This window comes from Corynebacterium sp. ACRQK, assembly GCF_022345965.1.
In the GTDB taxonomy this organism is placed as follows: domain Bacteria; phylum Actinomycetota; class Actinomycetes; order Mycobacteriales; family Mycobacteriaceae; genus Corynebacterium.
Genome location: NZ_JAKRMU010000002.1, coordinates 143,101 through 168,043, shown reverse-complemented (window position 1 = coordinate 168,043; position 24,943 = coordinate 143,101). Strand labels below are relative to the sequence as shown.

Below are 24,943 nucleotides of genomic sequence, written 5' to 3'. Positions count from 1 at the left end.
TCTAAGTTGGTAGCGTTAGCGACATGAATATTTTTAAAGATGTTTGCATCACGATTTCCCGCGTCCTCGTGGGCATCGTGTTGATCGCCCACGGTTGGCAAAAGTACGATTCTTGGACTATCGACGGCACGGCACAATCCTTCGAGTCCATGAGCGTGCCGTGGCCGAACGCTTCCGCGCAGATCGCCACCTACTTTGAGCTCGCCGCGGGCGTGCTGCTGATTCTCGGCCTGCTTGTCCGGGTTGTCGGCCCGCTGCTGTTTATCCAGATGGCCTTCGCTTTTGGCTTCGCGCACTGGGGCAAGGGTGTCTTCGTTGCCGATGGCGGCTGGGAGCTCGTCGGGGTTCTGGGGGCGGCGGGCCTCGCCCTGGCGGCGGTCGGCTCGGGTCGCTTTAGCTTGGACTATCTTTTTATGACGCCCGTACGTGCCCGCAAGGAACGTGAGGAAAAGGCGGCGCAAGAAGCCAACGGTAGTTATGCTCCCGCAGCCGCGCCTGCCGGAGCGGCTGGAGCCCCGAACGCAGCTCCGAATGCTGGGCAGAGCCCGTACGGCAGCTATGGGTCCGCCAACCAGGGCTCTAACTTCCAGAGCTCCAATTATCAGGGTTCCAACTTCTGGGGCAACAACCAGGGAAATAATCCTCAGAACAATAAGCCCCAGAACAATACGCCCTGGAACAATCGAGGAAACGACGGCTACGCTGGCTACACCATCGGTGGCACGGACAGCGCTGGCAGTACTGGCGGCGCTGGCGTTGCCGGTGGCGCCGGTGCGGCGGGCATGACGAACGGCAGCGACGCTGATGCTCCTACTACCCAGTGGAACAGTAACCAGAGCAGTGGCCCCTCCAACAACAGCTTTGGCGGCTTCTCCAGCTCCGGTTCAGATTCCGGCTCGGACAGCGGCTCCAGTGGTGGAGACGGCGGCGGAGATGGTGGCGGTGGCGACTAAAAGCCACAGGTTACCCGGGCTCTAAAACTGAGCGACTGAGCAGCACAACTACCCCGCAGGAGGGCAGAAACCCTCCCCTGCGGGGTTTTGTTTTTGAGTTCTCTAAACCCAAATAAGGTGGGTAGAAAAAATGCTTGCATTTTCCAACAATTGTTGACTACCCTATGTTTTAATGTTGAAAACCCACGGATTTTGAGGAAGGAGAGAGCGCATCATGTTCAACCCATTTAGTCAGCTCCGAGCAAAGCTCTGGGCTACCGACACCACCGAGGCACCTGATCCGGCACCCCTCGATGCGACCGATGCCCCCGATGTCGCCGATGCGTTCCCCCTCCCCGAGGAGTACCGCATCTACCTCGAAGCCAACCGTGACCTCCCTACCCCCTTCTTGAACGCTTTGGATACCCGCAGCCCCTCTTACCTCGATATCATCGCCTACCTCATCGACACCGGAAAGACTCCCGCCACCCGCCAGGATGTGCAGGCCAGCTTCCTCGCCGTACACAAGCGTCTTCCCGGCCCGGCGGAGCTGGAATCCACCGTGAAACGAGTCCAGGAGTTTGGCCTAGAGGCCAGCTAGCCTCTGACTCTCGCTACCCGAACCGGAGATGACCGGATCAGACTGTCCGGGGCGGATTGTAGATTGGTCAGCATGACCGGAAACTCCTCCCTCGTCCCCCTTCAACCGACCGTCATCAGCGCGGCCTCGCCCGAGCTTTTCGCCGCCTCCCTGGAGGCTCTAGAGCGGCTGCTCGCGGGGGAAACCTCCATCCTTCCCCTCCCCGTAGATTGGGAACAAACTTGCCCCGACCTGCCAGAACGCATGCGCGCGGGGAGTTTTTTGGAGAAAGACCTGGTGGCGCCCGGCACACTCATCGCCTGCACCTCTGGTTCCACAGGAACACCGAAGGGTGCGGTGCTCGGGTCGCAGCAGCTCGCCACTAGTGCGGACGCCACAGCCTCCTTCATTGAGCGCCATTATCAAGCGCAGCCGGGGGCGTGGCTGCTCACACTTCCGGCCCATCACATCGCAGGACTGCAAGTGATGCTACGCAGTCTGCGGGCGGGCTACACTCCCCTGGCCGCCGCGCACCTGCAAGCTCAGCGCCCGCACGCCGGCGCGCGCTTCACTGCAACCGGCTTCATCGCAGACACAGAAGCATTGGCGGAAACCTACCCGGGCGTGGACCTCTACACCTCCCTCGTACCCGCGCAGCTAGAAAGAATCGCTGAAGACCCCGCCGCCGTTAACGCACTGAAACGCTACGCCTGCGTGCTGGTGGGTGGCGCAGCGGCGCGTGAGGGCGTCATAAAAAAGATGGCCGAGGAAGGAGCACAGATCGCGCTGACCTACGGCTCCAGCGAGACGGCGGGCGGGATGGTGTACAACGGCCAACCCCTGCCGGGCGCGCGAGTGCGGATCGACGGCGCGGACGAGCGCGGGGCCGGGCGCGTGCGGATCAGCGGGCCAATGGTGGCGGACGGGTATCGCAACGTCGATTCGGCGGAGGCGTTTCCGGTGGCAGGTGAGTTCGTGACTTCCGACATCGGAGTTGTGGACGGCGGCGTTCTAGAAGGCGGCGGCGAAGAGTCGGGCGGCACGCTGCGGATTTTCGGGCGCGCCGACGGGGCCATCAACACCGGCGGCTACAAGGTGCTTCCGGAGGAGGTGGAAAAGGCCATCTGCCAGCAGGTTCCAGGCGCCGAGGCGGCATTTGCGGCAGGTGTGGAGGATCCCAAGTACGCGGAGTTCGGCGAGTCGATCGGGGCGCTGGTGGTGCTGCGCGAGGTAAGTAAGGAAATGGCCGAGCACCCTCGCGAAGTGACCGACCTGGTGCGCGAGGCAATGCGCGGGCAGGCGGGGCCAGGCCTTCTGCCCCGGCGCGCCTGGGCAATCCCCGAGATGCCGACCACCGGGCCAGGAAAGACTGACCGGCAGCAAGCCGCCGCGATGCTGAACGAGCTCTACGGGCAGCCGCACTCGTAAACGCTCGGGCACTTGCGCGCCCCGGCACCTACAGACTTGGGCTTCAGCACCTAAGGACTAGACTGAAGAAGTTTGCGGCGCCCCACACACGGGCGTTCCGCCCCCAGTGCGAGCCCCAAGAAAGGCGGACCATGACTTCCACACCCAGGCAGTACCCCGGCGCGACCCCGGCCCAGTGGCTGGAGGGAGCACGCCCGCACACCTGGGCAAACGCCGTTGCCCCGGTGCTGGCTGGCACCGCGGCGGCCACCCTGGCGGGCGGGGCGAACCCACTTCGAGCCGTACTGGCCGGGATTGTAGCCCTGGCCATGATTGTCGGTGTGAACTACGCCAACGACTACTCAGATGGCATCAAGGGGACGGACGACGACCGCTCCGGCCCGCTGCGCCTGACCGGCAGTGGGCTCGTGGAGCCGAAGAAGGTTAAGTACGCGGCGTTCGCCTCGTTCGGCGTGGGAGCGATCGCCGGCATAGTGCTGAGCCTGCTGAGCGCCTGGTGGCTGGTCCTCGTCGGCGCGGCCTGCATCGCCGGCGCATGGTTCTACACCGGCGGCAAGAACCCCTACGGCTACCGAGGGCTGGGGGAGGTCGCGGTGTTCGTGTTCTTCGGCCTGGTCGCGGTGCTGGGAACGGAATTCACCCAAACCGGCAGCGTGAGCTGGCGCGGCCTGCTGCTGGCCGTCGCCGTCGGCAGCCTCTCCAGCGCCGTGAACCTAGCCAACAACCTGCGGGACATTCCTACTGACGCCGCCACCGGCAAGATCACCCTGGCCGTTCGCCTGGGGGACGCGAACACCCGCCGCCTGTGGGTGGGGCTGGTTTCCCTGGCCGTGATCGTCACCATCGGCATCAGCATCGACCACTGGTGGGGGCTTATCGCCCTGCTAGCGGTTCCGCTGTTCGTGGTGGCAGCCCGCCCGGTGACCGGCGGCGCGCAGGGCAGGGCGCTGATCCCCGTGCTGGGCATGCTCGGCCGCGGAATGCTGTTGTGGTCGGTGCTGGAGTTTGCCGCCGCCCTGCTGGCCTAGCCTGAGCAGCCCTTTCGCGGGTTTACCCACACCACAACGTCTTGGGGTCTGCCATACATGGCAGTGAGTTTAATCGTCTTAGTCGTCCAGGCGCTCGCGCAATTGGTTACGCAGCTCCTGCTTGTGGGCCTGCCTATCGGCATCCCACGCCGCCACCTGCCGGGTCACCCGCAGCCGCAGGCCCTTGAACATGAACATCGACAGCGGCAGAGCCAGGATCAGCGCCAACGTCATGCTGATCAGCAGCGGGAAGTAGTTCGCCATTCCCAACAACACCACGACCATGTGGATGACGAACGTCAGCACCAGGAACAAAACCAGGCGTAAGAAGCCGTAGAGCGCAATATCGCGTACAGCCTTGCCCTTGTCGACCGACGAGCCCTTAGAGCCCGCAGAGCCCTTGTCTCCCGCCGTGTCCTTTGCCTTCACATCATCTTTAGCCACGCCCCCAACACTACGTTCACCCCCTGGATAACCGGTAATCACCGGCTGGAAGTTAGCGCGGGTGAATCCTCTATGCTGGAGGCCATGGGTCGCCTTGTTTTGCTCATCTTGATCATCGTCACCATCGTGCTGCTGTGGAAGGCATTCGGTCCACAGACCTGGGGGAATGGGTCGCCGTTGAGGCGCAGGGGCGTCAATAATAAACAAGAAGGGCTTAGCCACAAGGGGCCGGACGACGACCCGGACTTCCTGTGGAACATCGAAAAAGAGCGCTTCAAGAAGCGGCGTGCGCAGGAGGCCAAGGACGCGGAAGACGCCGAGCGGAAGCGCCGCCAGGAGCTCCGCGAGCAGCAGCAACGCGAGGCGCGCGGCGAAAAGCGTAGCGAGAACACCCGCGACGAGCAGAGGCCGAATGGCCCAGAGAACGCGGACGGCTCGGACGCTCCGAAAGACGGAGAGTAGCTAGAGCAGCTCCACGCGCGGCGAACGGCCCGTGCGGTAGTGGTCGATCAGTAGGAAGATGTTGTCCCAGTCCTTGTAGACCTCCGCGCGGCGCAGCACACCCGTATCCTCGGCGCTCTCGGAGGTCCGTCCACCATCCGGCGCGCGGTACAGCGGACCCGGCATCGGCTGCGGAACTCCCGGTACAACGGGGGCTTGGCGGCGCTGCTCGTGCTGGATAATCGCCTGTTCGTAAACCATTTTCGGCAGCTCCGGTGCGATGCCCGCGAAGTGTGCATAATCCAAGGCGGGGTCGCCAACGGTCATGTCGGAAAAGTCGATCACGCCCACGCCGCCCTCGGCGTTCCACAACATGTGATCCTCGTGCAGCTCCCCGTGGGTCAGGGCGCGCTGCTGCTCCGGCCGGGAAAGCAACTCGTCCACCTGCGCAAACACGCGCTCCACGAACTCCGCCTCTTCAGCGCTCAGGTGCGTGGCCAGAATCGTTTCCGTGCGGGACTTCATCAGCTTCAACTTGCCCGGCAGGGTGCGCGGGGCGTTATTCAACTCGCTGGTCGCCTCTCCGTCGGTCCACCAGGAATCCACGCGGCTCATCGGCAGCACGTCCGGGTCGAAGGCGTGCATCGTGGCCAGCAGGCTGCCCAGTTGCTCGGCCACCCACGCGCGTTGGCTGGTAGACAGCTTTTTCCAGAGCTCGGCGGTCAGCGGTTCGCCCAGCAGCTCGGTCTGCATGGTCAACATCACGGGCTCGGCGGTGTTGAATGTCCCCCGCGCGTAGGCCTGCCGCACCGTCCCCGGCACCCGCACCTTGGTGCGGCGGAAGAGCTGCGCGATCAGCGAGGATTCCAGCATCGCCTGTTCCCGGTATTCCTTCTCGAAGGGCACGCGCACCACGACGGACTCGGGAAGCATGTCGTTGAGTTCAAATTCCTTTGAGCGCAGTCCGTCCAGAATCACCACTGCGTGGTCGATGCCCTGCTTCGGCACGCGCTGACCCGTCCATTCCAGATCGCGCCAGGTGCGCGCCACCATCTCCGGGATGCTCTCGATCGAAATAGCCACTTGTCTACCGCTCTTTCCCACGCTTCAGCAGCCCGCTGAGGTACTGCCCGTAGGCGCTCTTGCCCAGCTTGCGTGCGGACTCCCCCAGCTCCGCATCGTCAATGTAGCCCAGGCGCCACGCGACTTCCTCCGGGCAGCTGATCTTCAGGCCCTGCCGCTGCTCGACGGCGCGGACGAAATCCCCGGCAGCGGCCAGGTCGTCCACCGTTCCCGTGTCCAGCCAGGCGGTACCGCGCGGCAGCACCTCTACGTGCAGGCGCCCCTCCGCCAGGTAGCGGCGGTTGATGTCCGTGATCTCCAGCTCGCCGCGCTCGCTGGGTTCCAGCGACTTGGCGATCCGCACCACGTCGTTGGAGTAAAAGTACAGTCCGGGAACCGCATAGTTGGACTTCGGCTCTGCGGGCTTTTCCGCCAAGCTCAGGGCAGTACCTTCGCGGTCGAACTCCACCACTCCGTATGCCTCGGGTTCGGCTACCCAGTAGGCGAAGATCGCCCCGCCGTCGGGGTTGTGGAAGCGCCGTAGCTGGGTGCCCAGCCCCGTGCCGTAGAAGATGTTGTCGCCCAACACCAGAGCCACCGCGTCGTCGCCGATGAAGTCCTCGCCCACGATGAAGGCCTCCGCCAGGCCATTCGGCTGGTCCTGCACCGCGTAGCTGATCTGCACGCCGAACTGCGAGCCGTCGCCCAGCAGCCCGCGGAACTGTTGCGCGTCCGCACCCGTGGTGATCACCAGGATGTCGCGGATGCCCGCCAGCATCAGAGTCGTCAGCGGGTAGTAGATCATCGGCTTGTCGTACACGGGCACCAGTTGCTTGGAAATGCCCTGCGTAATCGGCCACAGCCGCGAGCCGGTTCCCCCGGCCAAAATGATGCCCTTCATCAGTCGGCTTGCTCCCACTCGTCGGCGGCCTGCAGCGCCTCGGCCCAGTCGGCGCGTAGCTGTGCCTCCCATGCCCGCACCTCGCGGTATTCGGGCAGGCGGTCGCGCACCTCGCTCAAGCTCGGCGCCGAATCATCCTTGTTCGATAGTACGGCTTGTTCCTTAGTGACGCCCCAGACTACAGCCAGTTCCGCATCAAACGGGTCGATACCGTATTCCCTCTCCGGGTTGTATGCCTCGGTAACCAGGTAGTTCACGGTCGTCTGGTCGGTGTGTGCGCGGAATCCGTGGCCCACGCCCAAGGGTACGTAGACGCTGAAATTATTCTCCGCCGATAGTTCCACGGTGATGTGTTGGCCAAACATCGGCGAGCCCACGCGCACATCCACCAGCACGTCCGTGATGGCACCGGATAGGCAGCTGACGAACTTCGCCTGCCCCGGCGGCACGTCCGCCAGGTGGATGCCCCGCACGACGTTGCAGGAGGAACGCGAGAGGTTCCCCTGGGCCACCTCGAAGGGGTACCCCAGCTTCTCGCCGAAAGCCTCCGCCTTGAAGTTTTCGTGGAAACTACCGCGCTCGTCGCCATGCACCCTGGGCACATAAGCCCAGGCGCCGGGGATGGGGAGATCCACAATGCTGCCCGGTTCAGCGGTTGCCAGTAGCTCGTCGATGCGCGGGGTGGTTTCACTCATAGTTTCTACTTTAGCGGCGCTGCCGGACAACCAACGGCAAGGTTATGCAGGGAGCCTAGAAGTAGCAGGCCATTGGCCCATCGGGACCGTCGACGACGGTCACGGGTGTGTCGAAGATGTCGGTCAGGATCTCGTCGGTCATGAGCTCCTCCGGGGTGCCGAAGCGCACGATCTTCCCATCCTTGACGGCGCAGATGTTGTCCGAGTACTTCGCCGCGAAGTTGATGTCGTGCAGCACCACAATGATAGTGCGACCGAACTCCGAAGCTGCCCGGCGCAGGTGCTTCATCATCTGCACCGCGTGGGCGATGTCCAGGTTGTTCAGCGGTTCATCCAGCAGCACATAGTCGGTTTCCTGGCACAGCACCATTGCCACGTAGGCGCGCTGCCGCTGCCCGCCGGACAGCTGATCCAGGTAGCGATTCTCCAGCTCGCGGAGGTTTAAGAAGTCGATGTAGGTGGAGATGATCTCCTCATCCTTCCGCGTCAGCCGGCCCTTGGAATACGGGAAACGGCCGAAGCCCACCAGTTGGCGGACCGTCAGGCGGGTGACGAAGTGATTCTCCTGTCGCAGGATGGACAGTACCTTCGCCAGGTCCTTGGACTTCGTGGTGCTCACGTCAAAGCCCGCGACCTCGATGGTGCCCTCGTCCAGATCCAGCAGCCTGCCCATCATGGTGAGCAGGGTGGACTTGCCTGCGCCGTTGGGGCCGACCAGGGAGGTCACTCCCCCGGCGGGGATCTCCAGGTTCGCCGGACCGATGCTGGCTCCGGAACCGGAGGCGTCACTATATTTACTATATTTCTTAGCGACTTCGGACAGCTTGATCACAGTCGACCCTTTCTAAGAATGACGTAGAGGAACACTGTACCGCCGACCAGCTCAATGATGATCGAGACCACGCCCTGGGCGTAGAAGATGTGATTCATCACGAAGTACGCGCCTGCCAGCACTAGGAAGGCCGTGGCGATGGCCATCGGGAAGACATAGCGGTGATCGGAGGTGCCCGCGAACTGATAGGCCAGCGTGGCTACCAAGAACCCCAGGAAGGCCATCGGGCCAACCAACGCGGTGGAGACGGCCATGAGGACCGCGACCAGGATGAGCACCACGATCGCCTTGCCCCGGTGGTTAATACCCAGGTTCGTTGTGGCATCTGGCCCCAAGGCCAGCACGTTAAGAGTGCGGGACATCAGCAGTAGCGCGCCCGCGGCCACGGCAACCAGCACGATGGAAATCGGAAAGTACTCCGGCTCCGCGTTATTCACCGATCCGAACAGACGAGCGGTCAGTAGGTCGAAGTCGCTGGGCGTCAAAAGACGCTGCATGAAGGTAGACACCGACCCCAAACCTGCCCCGATAACAATGCCGACCAGCAACATTGCGTGCATATTCGCGTTCTTGCCGGTGAGCAGCCAGGAATACAGCAGCAGCGCGAAGCCGACCATGAGTACCAGCTGGATAATGTAGGTCGTCATGGTGCGGGCCTCCACCAGACCGCTGCCGCCCAGGAAGAACACAGTGGAAGTGTGGATGGCCACGTACAGCGACTCGAACCCCATGATCGACGGGGTGATGATGCGGTTATTCGTTACCGTTTGGAAGGCCACCGTGGCTACCGCCTGGGCAACCGCGACGATGGCGATGGCGATTACCGCATTCATGCGGCGCTCCGCCAGCAGCCAGAAACCGCGCGTGCCGAAGGGCATCGGGTTGCCATAGGCCAGCAACCCCACTGCAGATGCCACGCCCAGGACAACGATGATCCCCAGGGCTAGCCAGTACTTCGCCGCCATCGACTGCGCGGGGAACCCGCCTGATGAGCGGCCGGGAGTGCTCGAGAGCAAACGCTGCGGGACCAGCCGCTCGAGGGTTTGATTCGTCATTAGCGGTTCCTCACAATCAGCACAACAAAGACCACAGCGCCGACGATGCCCAGCACCACGGAAACGGGGATCTCGAAAGGCGAGATCAGCGTGCGAGCCAGCAGGTCACAAGCCGCGACGGTTGCGATGCCCACCAGGCACACCCACGGCAGGTTGCTGCGCAGGTCATCACCGCGGATCATCGAGACGATGTTCGGCACGATCAGCCCCAGGAAAGGCAGGTTGCCGACCACGACCGTCACCACGCCCACGGCGATGGCGACCATGATGGTGCCGACCAGCACGATCCGGCGGTAGTTCATGCCCACACTCGTGGCGAAGTCCTCGCCCAGGCCAGCCAGGGTCAGCCGGTCAGCCAGCAGGAACACGCCTACCACGACCAGCAGCACTACCCACAGCACCTCGTACTGGCCCTTGTAGACCGAGGTGAAGCTACCGGCGAACCACACACCCAGCTGCTGCAGCATGTCCGTCTGCAAAGCCACAAAGGTGGAAACCGCAGAGACGACCGCACCCAGCATGATGCCCACGATCGGCACGATCAGCGAGGAGCGCAGCGATACCCGCTGCAGGAAGAAGAAGAACACCATCGCGCCGACAAAGGAAAACACGACGGCGCCGACCATCCGCCCCATCACGGACGCACCGGGGAAGACGACCATCACGAAAAGCAGCCCCAGACCTGCCCACTCGGTAGTGCCGGTGGTGGTCGGTGAGACAAAGCGGTTCTGCGTGAGCATCTGCATCACCAGCCCGCACATAGCCATCGCCGCGCCCGCCAACACCAATGCGATGGTGCGCGGGACGCGGGTAATGGAGAACATGTCGATGCCATCTTGCGCATTGAAAACGTCGTATTCGCCGATCAACAGGCTGCCGACGAGAAGCGCCCCTACAACCGCTGCGGCGACCAGGAACTTCCAGTCGACGAGATTTCCCCGGGTACGCGCAACCCGAGGTTCGTTGCGAACCTCGGGTGACGTAGTGCTCTGAGCAGTCATTCCAGCTGGTCAATTCACTTTCTATAGCGTCGTGCGGTGCTGTACCGCGGCTATGTGCGGTGCTGCACCGCAGCGCGCAGTATTCGCGCTATTACTTCCCTTCGAAGGCGTCTGCCAGGGAGTTCAGGATCTCGGTGTAGGTCGTAATCGACTCGTTGATGTACGTATCCTGCGGTGACACGATCACGTGATCCTCCTTCAGCGCCGGCACACCCTTCAGAGCATCGGAGCGCTTGATCACGTCTGCTGCCGGGGAGTAATCCGGCTTGTCCGCGTTGATGGCACCGTCACGGTCCATCACCAGCATCCAGTCCGGCTTGGCGTCTGCAATGGCCTCGACGGAGATGTCATCGCCCTCGTGGTTGCTGGAGGCGTTGTCGACCTCCAGTGCCGGGTCCATGCCCAGCCAGTCGAACACAGGCCCCCATACGCGGCCGACGTGCGGCGCAACGTAGCCGATTTCGCCGCCGGAGACGTTGACGGCCATGACCTTCTTGTCGCCATCTAGCTTGTCGTAGGCCTTCTTCGCGCGATCCTTCGCATCGTTGAAGTCCTGCACCATCTTGTCGGCTTCGTCCTTCTTGTCGAAGATTTCACCCAGGGTGGTGATCTGGCGGATCAGCTCCTCGTCCATCGGCTTATCCTCGCGGGGCTCCAGCTCCACGACGGCCGCGTCCGGAACCAGTTCCTTGATCTCCTCGTCGCGGTCCTTGAAGCGCTGGCCGCTGATCACCAGGTCCGGCTGGGCTGCCACCAGAGCCTCGAAGTCGGGCTCCTTGTGGTTGCCGAGGTCCTTGATCTCCTCGTTGTCCTTGTAGTCGGTGACAGTCGCCGGAACCAGCTTCTTCGGCGCTGCAGAAAGCTCCACTCCCCACTCGTCGAGGATCTCGAAGCTGCGGTTATCCAGTGCAACCACGGACTTCGGGTTCTTCGGAACCTGCAGTTCGCCGTTGTTGTCCTCGATGGAGATCGAATCTCCGCTGGATTGGTTGGTCGAGGTGCTCTCATCGGCGGAGCCACAGGCGGCCAGGGACATACCTGCGGCCACGAGTGCGGCCAGCAGCTTGATGCGATTCTTTGCCATTTTCCCTTAAAAGATTCAAACTAACTCAACATATGGTTAGCCGAACCTTACATAGGCTCCACTAAGTTAGTCAAGCCTTGCTTAAAAGGGTGGTCACCCCCCGCGCGGGTGAGGGCTACGCGGGATCGACCTCTTCTGCGGTTATCTCTTGTTCGGCGGCGCTGTATTTCTTTTCGGACGCCGCCCTGGACTCAACCCACCACTTCTCATTGCAGCGGTACCACTCCGCCGTCTCGGCAAGCCCGGAAGCGAAGTCCGTGAAGCGCGGCCGCCACCCCAGCTCGGCAATACTGCTGGGATCAATCGCATAGCGGCGATCATGCCCGGGGCGGTCGGTGACGTGCACGAAGTCATCCACCGGGCGATCGAAAAGCTCCAGTAGGTCGCGCACGACCTGTAGATTAGAGCGCTCCCCCTCCGCACCGATGAGGTACGTCTCCCCCAGCTTTCCAGAATCCAGGATCGCCCAGACAGCGTCGTTGTGATCATCCACGTGAATCCAATCGCGGACGTTCTCCCCCGTGCCGTATAGGCGAGGACGGTGCCCCTCGATCAGGCCAGTGATCTGCCGGGGGATGAACTTCTCCGGGTGCTGGCGCGGGCCGTAGTTGTTCGAGCAGTTGGAGATAGTGGCCTTCAACCCCCGCGAACGCACAAATGCGCGGACGAAGTGATCCGCCGCCGCCTTGGAGGCAGAGTAAGGCGAGGAGGGGTTGTATGGGGTATCCACCGTGAAGCGGTTCGGATCGTCCAGGGCGAGGTCACCGAAGACCTCGTCTGTGGAAATGTGGTGCAGGCGCACCCCAAGGTCCGCGGCGGCCTGAGCGACGTTCAGGGTGCCCTCCACGTTGCTGCGGGCGAAGATCGCGGGCGTGGCCAGGGAGTTATCGTTGTGGCTCTCCGCCGCGAAGTGCACGATCGCCACCCGGTCGGCGGCAGACTGCTGGGACTCGGCAGCGCCTTTGTTCCCCGCATCCCCTACTGCTTCGGTTACCGTAATAGCCCGCTCAAGGGCCTCCCGAAACGCCACGGCATCCGCCACGTCGCCTTCGATGAACTCCGCCCGCCCCGGATAGGCAACCTCCAGCGGGGTGCCGTCGTCAGTGCGCAGATTCAGTGGGTTCGCGGCATACGTGAGGGCGTCAAAAATAAGAACCTTGACGTCCGGCCTGGTCTCCAGCGTGCGATGAACGAAGTTCGCGCCAATAAAGCCAGCTCCGCCGGTAACGAGGACGGTGGAAAAACTGCTCACATTACTCCCCTGTTAGCAGGATCAGCGTAGCTATTGCCGGAGCATCGCCGAGGCTACGCAGAGCGTGCAGCTGGTGGGCAGGTACATGGATTGCGGTACCTGGGGTTAGCTCCACGATCTCAGGCGTACCTTCAGCTTCAGAACCAGGCCAGACGGTGAACTCGATGCGCCCCTGCTGCCCCATCACCAGAATCGGCTTCGGTGCCTTGTGGTCTGCAAACACGTCGCCTGGCTGGAAGGAGATACGTACCACGCGGGCACCATCGACATTGGCTTCAACCTTGACCTGTGGAACAGCACGACCACCTTCGGCGTCCTTCGGGGCAGTGAGGTCCGAAATGAAGGTGTGCTGGGCGGCATTGTGCTCGGTCACGGAGAGATCCTTCCTGGATTAAGGCAGAACGGCGAATCTAGCGCCGGGCTAGTTCAGGCCAGCGTAGGAGTGCAGGCCAGAAACCACCATGTTGATGAAGAAAAGGTTGAAGACCATCGTCGCAAAGGCGAAAACGTTGATCCATGCGGACTTACGCCCACGCCAGCCCGGGGTGGCGCGGGCGTGCAGGTAGGCGGCGTAGAGGATCCAGGTGATGAAGGAAACGGTCTCCTTCGGATCCCAACCCCAGAAGCGGCCCCAAGCGGCATCCGCCCAGATGGCGCCGAAGATGATGCCCAGGCCGAAGATCGGCAATGCCCAGACCGCGGTGCGGTAAGCCAGCGCATCCAGCTTGGTGGCCTCCGGCAGCGGGGCGGCGATGGTGCCCAACCAGCCCTTCTCCTGACCCTTCGGGTACTTACGGCGGAGCAGGTACATCAAGGAAGCCACGCCGGACATCATGCCGATGCCCGCGCCGATTGCGACAGTCGAAACGTGAATGACCAGCCAGTAGGACTGCAGCGCCGGCACAACCGGGGCGGTCTCCGCGTACAGCTTGGTGCCTGCGTAGAACAGCAGGCCGACAACCGGAGTCAGGACCCACGGCCACATGACGCGCATTGCCTTGCGGCGGATCATGAGCGCAGCAACGACCATGGCAAACAGGGTGACCACGCCGACGTATTCGAAGAGGTTGCCCCACGGGAACCGGTTAGTGGCCAGGCCACGCAGAATCACGAACACTGCGTGGATTGCGATGGCCAACCAGACCAGGGACTGGGTGATGCCGCCGAGCTTGTCGGCGCGATCCAGGGTCTTAGAAACGCTCTCGGAGCGCAGACGCTCCGGCAGCTGCGCCTCGAAGGAGGCAAAGTCGGGCTCGATGTCTTCACCCGTGATCTCCCCGGCATCGGCAACATCCGAGTCGGCCGCATCGCCCGCAGCACCTGCGCCTACGGTCACCTTGGTGGTGGAGGCAGCGCGCGCGGAGTGCTCCGCCTGCAGCTTCTCCAGCTCCTCGGCGCGCTGGCGGCGGCGATCTGCGCCCACACGAACCATTCCGTAGAAGACCAGGGAAATGGCGAGCGCCAGCAGGTATAGGGATTCCGCGGAGCGGAAAGCCAAGTCGGAGAATTCGGATAGCTGCGGATCGATCTGCATCGAAAATCCTTCTAAAGAAAGTCTTAAATCGCTACAAAATATCAGCTTAGCGCCTGTTCACGCGCTTCCACAATCACCCGTTCGGGGTAAATCAACCCCGTGGCGCCAGGTGGTCGTCAATGTGGTCCTCCCAGTCGTCGGAATCCACATCGTATTCCTCGTCCAGAGCCTCTTCTTCCAGTCCCAGCACGCGCTCGGCGCGGCGGTTGAACTCGCGACCCCAGCCGGCAGAGTCCGTGCGGGAAAGGCCGGCGATCTGGATGCGGGTGCCCTCGCCCTCCGGGGTGATGCGCACCCAGAAGCGGCGACGTTTCACGGCCAGGGAAGCGACCAGCGAGGCCAGCATCAGCACAGCAAACACAAGCACCCAGGTAGTCGTCGGATCCTTGGAGATCTGCAGGTTCACGAACTCCTTGGCACCATCGAAGGTGATCTCCGTGCCATCGTCCAGGGTGACGGATTCGCCCTTCTCCAGGTTCACGCGATCCAGCATCTGCATCTGGCCGGAGTGCAGGGCCTCCGAATCTAACGCGAAGATGTTTTGGCTGCGGCCACCATCCAGGCCGGTGTCACCGCGGTAAATGTCGACGGCCACCGCGGGGTCGCGCATTGCCGGGAAGTTGGAGGAAAGGATCTTGCCGTTCGGCCCAGTCCACTCCGCCGATGGCGCGAACAGTCCCTGCAGGGAGATCTGGTTCTGCCGGCGCTCCTGCAGATCCGGGTACATGCCCGCGGGCGGATCCCAGCGCACCGCGCCGGAGGACAGGAAGTACGTCATATCGTCCGGGCGGAACTGCACGGTCTCGGTGCGCTTCTCCCCGTTCGGCCACTTAATCGTGAACGTCGGGGCGTAGCCGTGACCCTGGAGGTACACGCGGTTGCCCTCGATACGCAGCGGGTGGTTTACCTTCAGCGTTTCGTGCTCCCACTGATCCGTCGACCTGAAGGCATCTTCCTTGCCGGCGTAGTCGATGTTGGATTCGAAGTCCACTGCCTGGCCGTTTTGCAGGTAGTCGGCCTTGAAGTCCTTGACGTTCACACAGAAGGGGGTCAACCCCGTGCCGTCGAACACCGGGCCGTTGCGGAAGGAATCGAAGTTGGAGACCGCGGAGTTGCAGAACTGCGACTGCTCGCTATCCGTCCCGGCCACTACGATGACCTGGCCTTCGTAGTAGAGCATCTTGCCCGTCGCCACCGCGATGAGGATGCCCACCAGCGACAAGTGGAATACCAGGTTCGCGGCCTCGCGCAGGTAGCCCTTCTCCGCGGACATGGACCAGGCCCCGGCGCGGTCGTTATCCTTTTCGACCTCGTTAACGTTCCAGCCCTTAAACTCCTTGTGCAGGGATTTCTGCACGTCCTCCACCGATTCATCGACAGTGCCGGAGTAGTGGAAGGGCATGCGATCCAGGCGCTTCGGCGCCGGCGGCGGGGAGGAACGCAGGGCCTTGTAGTGGTCGATGCTGCGCGGCAGGATGCAGCCGACCAGGGAAATAAACAGCAGTACGTAGATCGCCACGAACCAGGTGGACCCGAAGACGTCGAAAAGCTGCAGCTTGTCGAAAACCTCGGCGGTCTTCCCGTTGGCGTCAATATATTCGGCAACCTTGCCCTCGTTGAGCGACCGCTGTGGCAGCAACGCACCCGGGATCGCAGCCAGCGCCAGCAGGAAAAGCAGCACCAGGGCGGTCTTCATTTTCGTGAGCCACTGCCAGCCCTTCTTCGGCAAACTCAGGATCTTCTTCAGCATGGTTGCTCTTTCGTACTTTCGCTCTCTCGTTATTATTGACGCCCACTTCTCAGCCGCGGCCTTTTCCCTTAAGCCGACGACTTGAGATCGGCCTTAGATCGGCAGGGTTTTATCCGAGATGAATGCCTCCCGGATATAGTCCACGAACACCGCCCACTGCCCGGTGAACAGTAACAGGCCGACGATGACCAGAAACGCGCCGCCGATCATCTGGATGGTGCGGGAGTGCTTGCGCAGCCAGCCGACGCCCGTCAGCGCCTTCGAGGACCCCAGCGCCACGACAATGAATGGTAGCCCGAGGCCCAGACAATAAGCGACGATCAAGATCACACCGCGGGCGGCCGTCATCCCCTGGGTGCCTGCGGAAACCGAAATGATGGAGGCCAACGTGGGCCCCAGGCAGGGTGTCCACCCCAGGGCGAACACTCCGCCCAGCAGTGGCGCACCGGCGATGGTGGTCCAGCGCTTCGGGCTGAGGCGCGTATCGCGTTGCAAAGGGGAAATGAAGCCCATGAACACCACGCCCATAGCGATGGTGACCACGCCGCCGATGCGCATCAGCAGGTCCTGGTTCAGCGTCAGCGCGCTGATCACCCCGAAGACCGTGACTGTGGCCAGCACGAACACCACCGTGAAGCCCAGCACGAACAGCAGCGCTGCGGTGGCTACCCGGCCGCGTCTGGCTTTGACCACCGTGCCTTGCTCCGTGTACTCGGTCTCCGCGCCAACAACTCCAGCGAGGTAGGAAATATACCCCGGTACCAGCGGAATTACGCACGGGGAGGCGAAGGAAACCAGTCCCGCGGCAGCGGATACCAGCAGCGCGAGCAGTAGCGGACCGGCGGCGGCTGTATCCGCGAAGGTCTCTCCGATGGACTCCGCGAGGATCATCTACGCTTCCTCGTCCAGCAGTGGCTCGACCTGCTTCCACAGTTCCTTGTCGGTGATTTCCTTTAAGAAGATGTGGGCCGGACGGTGCTGCTTATCTAACACGATGGTGGTGGGAATAACGGAGGCCGGCACGCCACCCAGTGCCAGGGCGGTCTTGAACGGCGGGTCGTAGATAGACGGGTAGGTGATCCCGTTGTCCTTGACGAAGTCCTGCGGCTTTTCCTTGACGTTGTCTCGCACGTTGATGCCCAGGACGGTGCCGCCGCCGTGCTTCTCCAGCTTCTCCTGGACGCGCTGCAGGTCGTCGGATTCGCTTCGGCACGGTCCGCACCACTGACCCCAGGCGTTCAGCACCACGACCTGGCCCTCGAAGTCCGAGAGGTTGATGTCATCGCCGCCGTCCAGATTGGTGCCAGTGAAGTCGGCGACCTCCTTGCGCTCCTCTGGTGCGTAGTGGATGCTGGTTTGCCCGCCGGGAGCGACGAACTCGAAGGTTCCGCCGCTGGTCACCGCGTCCTTGCCTGCGGTGTTTTCCTCTCCGCAGGCAGTAAGAGCTGCCCCGCTGGCAAGGAGAGTTGCTGCAAGCACTGCCGTTAGCTTTTTACGCACCTTAAATCTCCTGCGCTGGCTCGGAATAGAAGATGTCTGTCAGCTGTCCGCCGTCGAATACCAGCGAGGTCACGGAGGCCAACTCGCACTGGCGGTCCGCCGGGTTGTGTGCCAGGGGCAGGCCCTGCACGTCGCGCTGGATCATCACGATCGGCAGCTGGTGGGTGACCAGCACGGCCTCGTGCCCGCGGGCCTTCTCGCGCGCGGCGTTGACAGCCTCCCACATCCGGTCGGCGATCTCCTGGTAGGGCTCGCCCCAGCTGGGGATGGTGGGATTCTTCAGCATGGGCCAACGCTTCGGGTTCCACAGCGCGCTGCGCACGCCCTTGATATGCAGGCCCTGCAGATCGTTACCTGCCTCGATGATGCGCTCGTCCGTGTAAACCTCCAGGCCCAGCTTTTCGGAAAACGGCCGGGCGGTTTCCTGCGCCCGCTGCAGCGGGGACGCCGCCAGGTACACCACGTCGTGGTCAGCGAGGTCGGCTGCGGTGGCATGCGCCATGTTCCGCCCCCGCTCAGAGAGGTGATAGCCGGGCAAACGGCCATAGAGAATGCGATCTGGGTTGTGCACTTCTCCGTGCCGTACAAGGTGAACGATCGTTGCCATGGTCACCTAGCTTAGCGTGCCCGCCACCCCAACCCAAGTAAGGCAAACCCTGCTTTAAGTGCTTCTTACTGGGGTTTTAGATTCTTTGAACTAGATCCCAGCGTAAAACTTAAGCAGCAGGGGTGGCCACTGCCGCAGCTTCCGCGGCCGGCGTGGCAGCCGCCGCGATCTTCTCGAAGTCGGCATCGGTCAGTGCCGTGGAGACGAACCAGGTCTCGAAGACGCTCGGCGGAGCGAAAACCCCGTGGTCCAAGAAAGCGTGGAAGAAGGCCGGGTAGCGGAAGGTATCCGCGGCCTTCATATCCGCAAAGTTCGCGCCCTCCCCCTCGGCGAAGCGCACGCTCACCATGCTGCCCGCTCGCTGGATGTGGTGGGCCACGGAGGCCTTAGTCAACGCCTCGGACAGGATGCCTGCCAGCGCGTCGGCATTCGCATCGAGCTTCTGGTACGCGGCGGCGTCAGCCAACTTCAAAGAGGCCAAGCCCGAGGCGACGGCAACCGGATTGCCCGACAGAGTACCGGCCTGATAGACCGGCCCCACCGGCGCGAGGTGATCCATAATCTCCACCTTGCCGCCGAAAGCAGCGGCAGGCAGTCCACCGGAGACGACCTTGCCGAACGTCGTCAGGTCGCCGGCCACGCCATCCTTGCCATACCAGCCGGACTCGCTGACGCGGAAGCCCGTCATGACCTCATCGACAATCAGCAGGGCACCATTTTCGTGGGCAATGCGCTGCAGCTCCGCGTTGAAGCCATGCGGGTTAACGGTGCCCATGTTGCCGGCGGCACCCTCCACGATGATTGCGGCGATTTCGCCCGCGTGGGAGGCAAACGCATCTTCCACGGCCTGCACGTCACGGTAAGGCACCACGACGGTATCGCCCGCGGCGGCCTTGGTGATGCCCGGGGAATCCGGTAGGCCGAACGTAGCCACACCGGAACCGGCCGCCACCAGCAGCGAATCGACGTGACCGTGGTAGCAGCCCTCGAACTTCAGGATCTTGTCACGCCCCGTGTAGCCGCGGGCCAGGCGGATGGCGGACATCGTTGCCTCGGTGCCGGAGTTCACCAGGCGGGCCTTCTCAACGGAAGTGCGGCGGACGATCTCCTCCACCAGGTCAACCTCCATCGTGGTCGGCGCGCCGAAGGAAAGACCGCGGCCCGCAGCCTCCCGAACTGCCTCCACGATCTGCGGGTGCGCATGCCCGTGGATCATCGGTCCCCAGGAGCAAAACAGGTCCACGTAGGAGTTGCCGTCGACGTCGTGCAGCGTTGAGCCCTGCGCGGAGGTGATGAACGGCGGGGTGCCGCCCACAGATCCGAACGCGCGAACCGGCGAGTTCACCCCGCCCGGGATCAGCGTGCGAGCCCGATCGAAGGCTTTCTCGCTGGCCTGGCTCTGGGGGCTATTCGAGTGCTGAGGGTCGGCATTAACAGACACGAAAAGGATCCTTCCTGCCACTTCACTAGTGGTTAGCTTGCAATCCCCACCAGCCTAGCGCGGCTAACGCTGGGACTGCTCATACTCCTCATCCGCGGCCTCCACACGGGCCAGGGAAATCGCCTCGGCGCGCTGCTTCTCCTGCTTGCGCAACTCGCGGATCTCCCGCCGGCGCTCCACCCAGCCCTGCCACGAGTGGGTCTGGCGCAGTGTGCCGCGCGCATAGTTACGGTGCAAGATGCGGGCGCTCCGGCTTTCGATCAACGTGGAACTGAGCAGCATAAATACCGTAGCCAATAGGGGATTGAGCACACCGACGACCGCCAATGTCGCGCCGACTACGTTGTACGTCCAGGACAGCCACACGTTCCAATCAGTGGTGTTGCGGACATGGCGGACCAGATTCACCAGATCCGGCAGCGCGGCAACGTCCTCGCGCTGCATCACCACATCCACCACCTCTGCCGCGGTAGGGTCTATGCGGTTGGAAGAGGCCATGAGGATGCCCACGTCCGCGACCCGCAGTGCGCCCAACACATCACTATCGCCCACCATGGCCACACGCACGCCCATGGCGTGCACGCCGCGCACCGTGGCCTCCTTACGGTTCGGCGCGATACCGGCCAGCACGGTGGAAATGCCGAGTGCGTTCGCCGTTCGACGAGCCACCGGATAGATGTCGCGGGAGAGCATGTAGGTCTCCAGCTGCATGTCCTCCAGCCGGTCGATCGCGGCCGGGGCATCGTCCTTGAAGCTATCGGCCAGGTTGATGACGCCGCGGTCCTTGCCTTTCCAGCTGACGATCACGGGCGATCCGCCATTCAAAGCGGCCGTGGCCAGGCGTGGGTCGCGAATCTCACCCAAATCGTGCGGGCGCCACAGGCGCGCCCTGACGTGCCGCATCTCACCCCCCATCGGCAGTTCCACCATGCCCTCGAAGGTGCCGTCCTTGGTAATCTTCACCTCGCCTACGTCCAGCCAGTTGGGAATCCCCTCCCCGCCTGCACCGCTATCGCGCGCCTCCCGGTCGGCGCGCACCAGTGCTTGGGAGACGGCGTGGTTCGATTCCAGGGAAAGAGCGCCGGCCACACGGAGGATCAGGTCCGGATTCTCCCCCTTGACAGGCGTGACGTCGATGACGTGCATCGGCCCGTCGGTGAGGGTGCCCACGCGGTTGAAGATGATGGCGTCCACCTCAGCGAGCTTGTGGATGGTGCTCGTATCGCGTAGCAGGGCGCCCGAGGTGGCAGCGCGCCACAGGCCCAAGCGCAGCGCCAGCGGCGCGGACAGTGCCAAGGCGACGGGCGCAACGACTGCCAGTAGGGACAGGACGGTGGCCATCGCCGCATCGACGGACTTAGTGATGGCCAGCCAGGCGATAAAGTCCACGGCCGCCAGTACGAAAGCCCACGGCACCAGCAGGCTGGCGGTGCGGTTCGTCAGTTGCGTCAGGCGGGTCTCGTCCAGCGCCGACCCGCGCACCCAACGGTGCATCGCGGCCAAGCGCGTAGAGGATCCCGTAGCGTGCACACGCATCTTCAAAGTCCCGCCATGGTTGCGAGCACCAGCATAAATGCGGTCGCCGACAGAAACTTCGAAGGTGCGGTGCATGCCACCGACCGGCCCCATGTCCACCAGGGATTTACCGCTGATGATCTCGCCGTCGCTGGGCACCATCATTCCGGTTTGAATGATGATGTCGTCGCCCGTGCGGATCTCCGCGATCGGAATGTCCTTCTTCTCCGTCTTCGACTTACGAGTCTTACGCACCACCGTTACTTCCTTGGCGGCGGGCACGGTCAGCACAGAAAGGATCGATTTCGAACGCAGCGCCGTGCGCCGGGATAGCAGCCTGCCGAAGAGCAACAGGATAGTGCCGCCGCAGGCGACGTCGAAGAAAACTGCGCCCTCGATGTCCTGCGCGGACCACACTCCGGCGAACAGCACCTGGTGGCTCTGCCAGCCCACGTTGCCGGCGGAAGTGAAAATCAGGGTGCACGCCGAATACAGGTAGGCCAGAAGGATCGCCACGGAACTGGCACCGTCCAGGGCGGATTGGCCGCGTCTTAAGCCACCGAAAAAAGCCCGGTGGAAAGGCCAGGCGCACCACGTCACTACTGGGGTGGCCAGCGCCAAGCAGCCCCACTGCCAATAGTCGAACTGCCAGGCGGACACCAGCTGCAGAACCACCACCGGCAGTCCCAACACCACGGCGACGATCAGTCGCATGCGGGTAATCAGCTGCCGGGCGGTGTGCAGCCCCTCTGTGGAGTCGAAGGGGTTCTGACGGCGAAACCTATCCAGCTCCACCTTGTTCCTGTCGCGCCGTTTGCGGCTTTCCGCCGCAGCCCATGCCCTCCGATGGTCGCTGGCGTGGCGCCGCATGCGTCGACGGGTTTCCTCGATCTCCAGCCGCGAGGCCCGGCGGCGCAGGGAGGAATCCGTCAGCCAGCTATCCAGGTTGTGCCTTTCCAGCACCTCCTGGATCTGGGCAGGTAGCACGTGATCTTCAGCGGAGATCCATGCCATGCCGGTGGAGTACACCACCGCGGCCTGCACACCCGGAATGTCGTTGAGCTCCTCCTCCACAGTGGTGGCGGCCACCGCGGATTCCAGCCCTTCCAGGCGGTAGGCGAAACTGGCGAGTCCCCAGTGTTCGCGTGCGGCGCGGTCGGCTTCTTCATCAGTGGACGGCGTGCGGTCCATGTCGAAGCCGGCCTTCGCCGCCGCCTCGCGGGCCTGCAGGATCGCTTCGTCGACGTCGTCGACCCCCACGGAGGCTTGCCTAGCAGCTCTGCTGCTGGTCGGGACGATCCTTGAGTCGTTTTCAGCCATTCCTGTTAACTCCGCAGGCTATCGCCCGGCAGGGTGCCGTCACCTTCGATGGGTGGTCCATCGAGCCGGTGCCCGGCGTCAAAAAACGGGTTAACCGCAGGGCGATAGGCCATCAGCAGCGCAACTGCCAACAGCAAGGCCAGGATGGCCTGCCCGGGGCCTGTGAAGCCGAAAACCCATCCTGCCAGCATGAATAGGATGCCCAGCGCGCCGAACCACAGCACCAAACGGCGCTTGCTGCGGTAACCGTCGCGCACACCGCGGGAGAAGTACACCAGCACCGCGCCCACCACGACGTTGATGCCACCGAGGATGCGCACGTTGTTACGCACGAAGTCCATCTGTTCGGCTTCCTCTGCGTTCATCGGCTCGCGGTCCCATGAGGCCGTAAGGGAGAGCACACCGAAAAAGATCATCAGCAGTCCCAGGACCACCAGCATGACAAAGCTGATGATCACCAGGCGCGGCGTAGGGTCGCCGGGCTGCCAGTACTTAACATCGCGGTTTGGGTCCTGGCCGCTCGGAACCATCGAGGGAAACATGGCGGGCATGGTCAGCGCCCTCCCCAGGTGTGGTCAGTGCGGTCCTTATGGTCGTTATTGTTGCTGTTATCGCTGTTCTTTTGTTTTTTTAGCTCTTCTTTTTGACGCCGCGCTTCCGCCTTGTACTCGTCCATCTCCTTGGCGTACTTCTCCATTTCCTTAACGCTGGGCATGCCCAGCCAGTCGTGGTTCTCCGGGCGAGACATAAACCACAGGCCCAGTGCAGCGCATACGCCGGACAGGATGGTCAGAATGCCGATGAGCAGCACGAAGCCTACGGGCATGAAGTCCGGCCCGCTGGCGAACGTGATGAGCACCGCGTTGAAGATCATGAACACGGAGGCGACGTTCAGGAACAGGCGGGAGTACGGGGCTCCGCGGCCTGCGCGCCAGGCCAGGTAAGCGCACGCCGCCGAGGCGATGATGCCCCACATCAGCGAGCTGATGTTTACCTGCATGGCGATCTCGGAGGCATCCTGGTCCGCCAAAACGCTGGCGAACAGGCCACTTTGGCTATCGAGGATGCCCTGGCTGCTCTGGGTCAGCGCACGTGGGTCGACGATGTTGGCCACGAACTGCACCACGCTGGCCAGCAGCTGCAGCACGGCTACTGCCAGCCAGGCCCATACTCCGTAGCGCACGTCTTCCGGCGCTTCCTTGAGGTTCGGAGCGAGGCCGTCCTTGCGTCCCACCTTCGGAGGTTTCGGCGGCTTGAGGGGTTGCTGCGGGCCGGGTGAACCATACGGCCCCTGCGGGCCGTGCGGCCCCGGCTGCCCCTGCGGGTTCTGCTGGCCCCGCTGTGGCCCCGGCTGCTGGCCGTGCGAGCCCTGCTGCGGGCCGCCCTGGGAACCACCCTGGAGGCGGGGGTCGTGTTGCTGTGTGCTCATATGTGCGCTGCTGTCGGTGCTGTTCATACAGCCATCTAGCCTACTGTGATTACGGGTGATTAAGCATCTTTGGGCACATGAAACGCGAAGCGTCTAGCCCTGCAGCATCTGCGCCACGCGGGTTGCCCAGTAGGTCAGGATAATGTCCGCCCCGGCGCGGCGGATGCCGTAGATGGATTCCATGATCGCGGCTTCCTCGTCGATCCAGCCGTTCTGCGCAGCTGCGGAGATCATCGCGTACTCGCCGGAGACCTGGTAGGCCGCCACGGGCACTGGGGACATGTTCGCCACTTCACGCAGCACGTCCAGGTAGGGCATGGCGGGCTTGACCATCACCATGTCCGCCCCCTCGTCGATGTCCAGCTGGGTTTCCAGGATGGATTCCCGCAGGTTGCGGGGATCCTGCTGGTAGGTGCGGCGGTCGCCCTGCAGGGAGGAGCCCACGGCCTCGCGGAAGGGGCCGAAGAAAGCGGAGGCGTACTTCGCGGAGTAGGCCATGATCGATACGTCCTGGTGGCCGGCCGCGTCCAGTGCTTCGCGGATGTGCCGGATCTGCCCATCCATCATTCCGGAGGGGCTCACGATGTGCGCGCCAGCCTCGGCCTGCGCAACCGCCATCTCCGCGTACTGCGGCAGGGTTGCGTCATTGTCCACGATCTGGTGGCCGTAACGGTCGGTGGAGAGCACGCCACAGTGGCCGTGGTCGGTGAACTCATCCAGGCACGTATCGGCCATCACTAGGATGTCGTCGCCAAAGCGCTCGCGGACGGCGCGCAGACCGCGGTTGAGAATGCCGTCCTCAGCTACCGACTGGCTGCCGGTCGCATCCTTGTCTTCGTCCAGCGGCACGCCGAACAGGTCGATGGATCCCACTCCCGCGTTCGCGGCTTCTTCCACCGCGCGCAGCAGCGAATCCTCGGTGTGCTGCTGCACGCCGGGCAGGCTGGTGATGTCCCGTGGGGCGTCCAGCCCATCGGCGATGAACATCGGAAGCACCAGCCGATTGGGGTTCAGGTCCGTCTCCGCAGTGAAGTTGCGCATCTGCGGGGTCGTGCGGAGTCGGCGGGGGCGGCGGAACGGGGTGTAGTTCGAAGTCATGCCAACGATGCTAC

The 24,943-nt window shown here is 63.2% G+C and carries 25 protein-coding genes; 5 read left to right on the top strand and 20 right to left on the bottom strand.

Going from position 1 to position 24,943, the window contains the following annotated elements; translation table 11 throughout:
- The first annotated feature begins 23 nt into the window (after window positions 1–23).
- The 4 genes from MHX63_RS03530 to MHX63_RS03515 all read left to right on the top strand — a co-directional run bounded on the left by MHX63_RS03530 (window position 24) and on the right by MHX63_RS03515 (window position 3,968).
- Window positions 24–953, top strand: a complete 930-nt coding sequence (locus tag MHX63_RS03530) for a DoxX family protein (RefSeq protein ID WP_239387276.1) — start codon at window positions 24–26, stop codon at window positions 951–953.
- 214 nt (window positions 954–1,167) lie between these two features.
- The gene (locus tag MHX63_RS03525) at window positions 1,168–1,533 is read left to right on the top strand and encodes a hypothetical protein (protein ID WP_239387275.1); all 366 of its coding nucleotides are present in this window, start codon (window positions 1,168–1,170) and stop codon (window positions 1,531–1,533) included.
- Window positions 1,534–1,605: 72 nt separating this feature from the next.
- The gene (locus MHX63_RS03520; protein ID WP_239387274.1) at window positions 1,606–2,940 is read left to right on the top strand and encodes an AMP-binding protein; all 1,335 of its coding nucleotides are present in this window, start codon (window positions 1,606–1,608) and stop codon (window positions 2,938–2,940) included.
- A gap of 131 nt (window positions 2,941–3,071) precedes the next feature.
- Entirely contained in the window at window positions 3,072–3,968 is an 897-nt protein-coding gene (locus MHX63_RS03515) for a 1,4-dihydroxy-2-naphthoate polyprenyltransferase (protein ID WP_239387273.1), read from the top strand.
- A gap of 78 nt (window positions 3,969–4,046) precedes the next feature.
- On the opposite strand, the gene MHX63_RS03510 is transcribed toward MHX63_RS03515, so the two are convergent.
- Window positions 4,047–4,412 (bottom strand): DUF4229 domain-containing protein, encoded by a 366-nt coding sequence (locus tag MHX63_RS03510; RefSeq protein WP_239387272.1) that lies wholly within the window; start codon window positions 4,410–4,412, stop codon window positions 4,047–4,049.
- 84 nt (window positions 4,413–4,496) lie between these two features.
- On the opposite strand from MHX63_RS03510, the gene MHX63_RS03505 reads away from it, so the two are divergent.
- Entirely contained in the window at window positions 4,497–4,874 is a 378-nt protein-coding gene (locus MHX63_RS03505) for a hypothetical protein (RefSeq protein ID WP_239387271.1), read from the top strand.
- Here MHX63_RS03505 and MHX63_RS03500 read toward each other — a convergent pair whose 3' ends face one another.
- From MHX63_RS03500 to hemB, 19 genes are all read right to left on the bottom strand, one after another.
- On the bottom strand, window positions 4,875–5,936 hold the full coding sequence (locus MHX63_RS03500) for an aminoglycoside phosphotransferase family protein (RefSeq protein ID WP_239387270.1): 1,062 nt from the start codon (window positions 5,934–5,936) through the stop codon (window positions 4,875–4,877).
- A gap of 4 nt (window positions 5,937–5,940) precedes the next feature.
- Window positions 5,941–6,816 carry a glucose-1-phosphate thymidylyltransferase RfbA gene (gene rfbA, locus MHX63_RS03495; RefSeq protein WP_239387269.1) on the bottom strand — a complete coding sequence of 292 codons (876 nt, stop codon included), beginning with the start codon at window positions 6,814–6,816 and terminating at the stop codon, window positions 5,941–5,943.
- The gene (locus MHX63_RS03490; RefSeq protein ID WP_239387268.1) at window positions 6,816–7,511 is read right to left on the bottom strand and encodes a dTDP-4-dehydrorhamnose 3,5-epimerase family protein; all 696 of its coding nucleotides are present in this window, start codon (window positions 7,509–7,511) and stop codon (window positions 6,816–6,818) included. The genes rfbA and MHX63_RS03490 overlap by 1 nt, the downstream gene beginning before the upstream one ends.
- A 55-nt stretch (window positions 7,512–7,566) precedes the next feature.
- The gene (locus tag MHX63_RS03485; RefSeq protein WP_370643998.1) at window positions 7,567–8,343 is read right to left on the bottom strand and encodes an ABC transporter ATP-binding protein; all 777 of its coding nucleotides are present in this window, start codon (window positions 8,341–8,343) and stop codon (window positions 7,567–7,569) included.
- Window positions 8,340–9,398: an iron chelate uptake ABC transporter family permease subunit gene (locus MHX63_RS03480; RefSeq protein ID WP_370643997.1), complete on the bottom strand. Its 1,059-nt coding sequence runs from the start codon at window positions 9,396–9,398 to the stop codon at window positions 8,340–8,342. Before MHX63_RS03480 ends, MHX63_RS03485 begins: the two co-directional genes overlap by 4 nt.
- On the bottom strand, window positions 9,398–10,399 hold the full coding sequence (locus tag MHX63_RS03475; protein WP_239387267.1) for an ABC transporter permease: 1,002 nt from the start codon (window positions 10,397–10,399) through the stop codon (window positions 9,398–9,400). The genes MHX63_RS03480 and MHX63_RS03475 overlap by 1 nt, the downstream gene beginning before the upstream one ends.
- 91 nt (window positions 10,400–10,490) lie before the next feature.
- Window positions 10,491–11,483: a siderophore ABC transporter substrate-binding protein gene (locus tag MHX63_RS03470; protein WP_239387266.1), complete on the bottom strand. Its 993-nt coding sequence runs from the start codon at window positions 11,481–11,483 to the stop codon at window positions 10,491–10,493.
- Window positions 11,484–11,598: 115 nt separating this feature from the next.
- A complete protein-coding gene (gene rfbB / locus MHX63_RS03465; RefSeq protein ID WP_239387265.1) occupies window positions 11,599–12,735 on the bottom strand; it encodes a dTDP-glucose 4,6-dehydratase in 1,137 nt (378 codons plus the stop codon).
- A gap of 1 nt (window position 12,736) precedes the next feature.
- Complete coding sequence (locus MHX63_RS03460; RefSeq protein WP_239387264.1) at window positions 12,737–13,108, bottom strand: hypothetical protein; 372 nt, start codon at window positions 13,106–13,108, stop codon at window positions 12,737–12,739.
- Window positions 13,109–13,156: 48 nt separating this feature from the next.
- Window positions 13,157–14,269, bottom strand: coding sequence for a c-type cytochrome biogenesis protein CcsB (gene ccsB, locus MHX63_RS03455; RefSeq protein WP_239387263.1), 1,113 nt, complete (start codon window positions 14,267–14,269; stop codon window positions 13,157–13,159).
- A 91-nt stretch (window positions 14,270–14,360) separates the two neighbouring features.
- Window positions 14,361–16,019: a cytochrome c biogenesis protein ResB gene (locus MHX63_RS03450; RefSeq protein WP_239387262.1), complete on the bottom strand. Its 1,659-nt coding sequence runs from the start codon at window positions 16,017–16,019 to the stop codon at window positions 14,361–14,363.
- Between the two features lie 93 nt (window positions 16,020–16,112).
- Window positions 16,113–16,910: a cytochrome c biogenesis CcdA family protein gene (locus MHX63_RS03445; RefSeq protein ID WP_239387261.1), complete on the bottom strand. Its 798-nt coding sequence runs from the start codon at window positions 16,908–16,910 to the stop codon at window positions 16,113–16,115.
- Window positions 16,911–17,519: a TlpA disulfide reductase family protein gene (locus tag MHX63_RS03440; RefSeq protein WP_239387260.1), complete on the bottom strand. Its 609-nt coding sequence runs from the start codon at window positions 17,517–17,519 to the stop codon at window positions 16,911–16,913. It abuts the gene before it with no gap.
- Window position 17,520: 1 nt separating this feature from the next.
- Window positions 17,521–18,126, bottom strand: coding sequence for a histidine phosphatase family protein (locus MHX63_RS03435; RefSeq protein WP_239387259.1), 606 nt, complete (start codon window positions 18,124–18,126; stop codon window positions 17,521–17,523).
- Window positions 18,127–18,235: 109 nt separating this feature from the next.
- A complete protein-coding gene (hemL, locus tag MHX63_RS03430; RefSeq protein ID WP_239387258.1) occupies window positions 18,236–19,567 on the bottom strand; it encodes a glutamate-1-semialdehyde 2,1-aminomutase in 1,332 nt (443 codons plus the stop codon).
- A gap of 63 nt (window positions 19,568–19,630) precedes the next feature.
- Window positions 19,631–22,402, bottom strand: coding sequence for a cation-translocating P-type ATPase (locus MHX63_RS03425; protein WP_239387257.1), 2,772 nt, complete (start codon window positions 22,400–22,402; stop codon window positions 19,631–19,633).
- 5 nt (window positions 22,403–22,407) lie between these two features.
- A complete protein-coding gene (locus tag MHX63_RS03420) occupies window positions 22,408–22,953 on the bottom strand; it encodes a hypothetical protein (protein WP_239387256.1) in 546 nt (181 codons plus the stop codon).
- Window positions 22,954–22,955: 2 nt separating this feature from the next.
- Window positions 22,956–23,831 carry a hypothetical protein gene (locus tag MHX63_RS03415; protein ID WP_239387255.1) on the bottom strand — a complete coding sequence of 292 codons (876 nt, stop codon included), beginning with the start codon at window positions 23,829–23,831 and terminating at the stop codon, window positions 22,956–22,958.
- 93 nt (window positions 23,832–23,924) lie between these two features.
- Window positions 23,925–24,929, bottom strand: coding sequence for a porphobilinogen synthase (gene hemB, locus MHX63_RS03410; protein ID WP_239387254.1), 1,005 nt, complete (start codon window positions 24,927–24,929; stop codon window positions 23,925–23,927).
- Window positions 24,930–24,943: the final 14 nt, after the last annotated feature.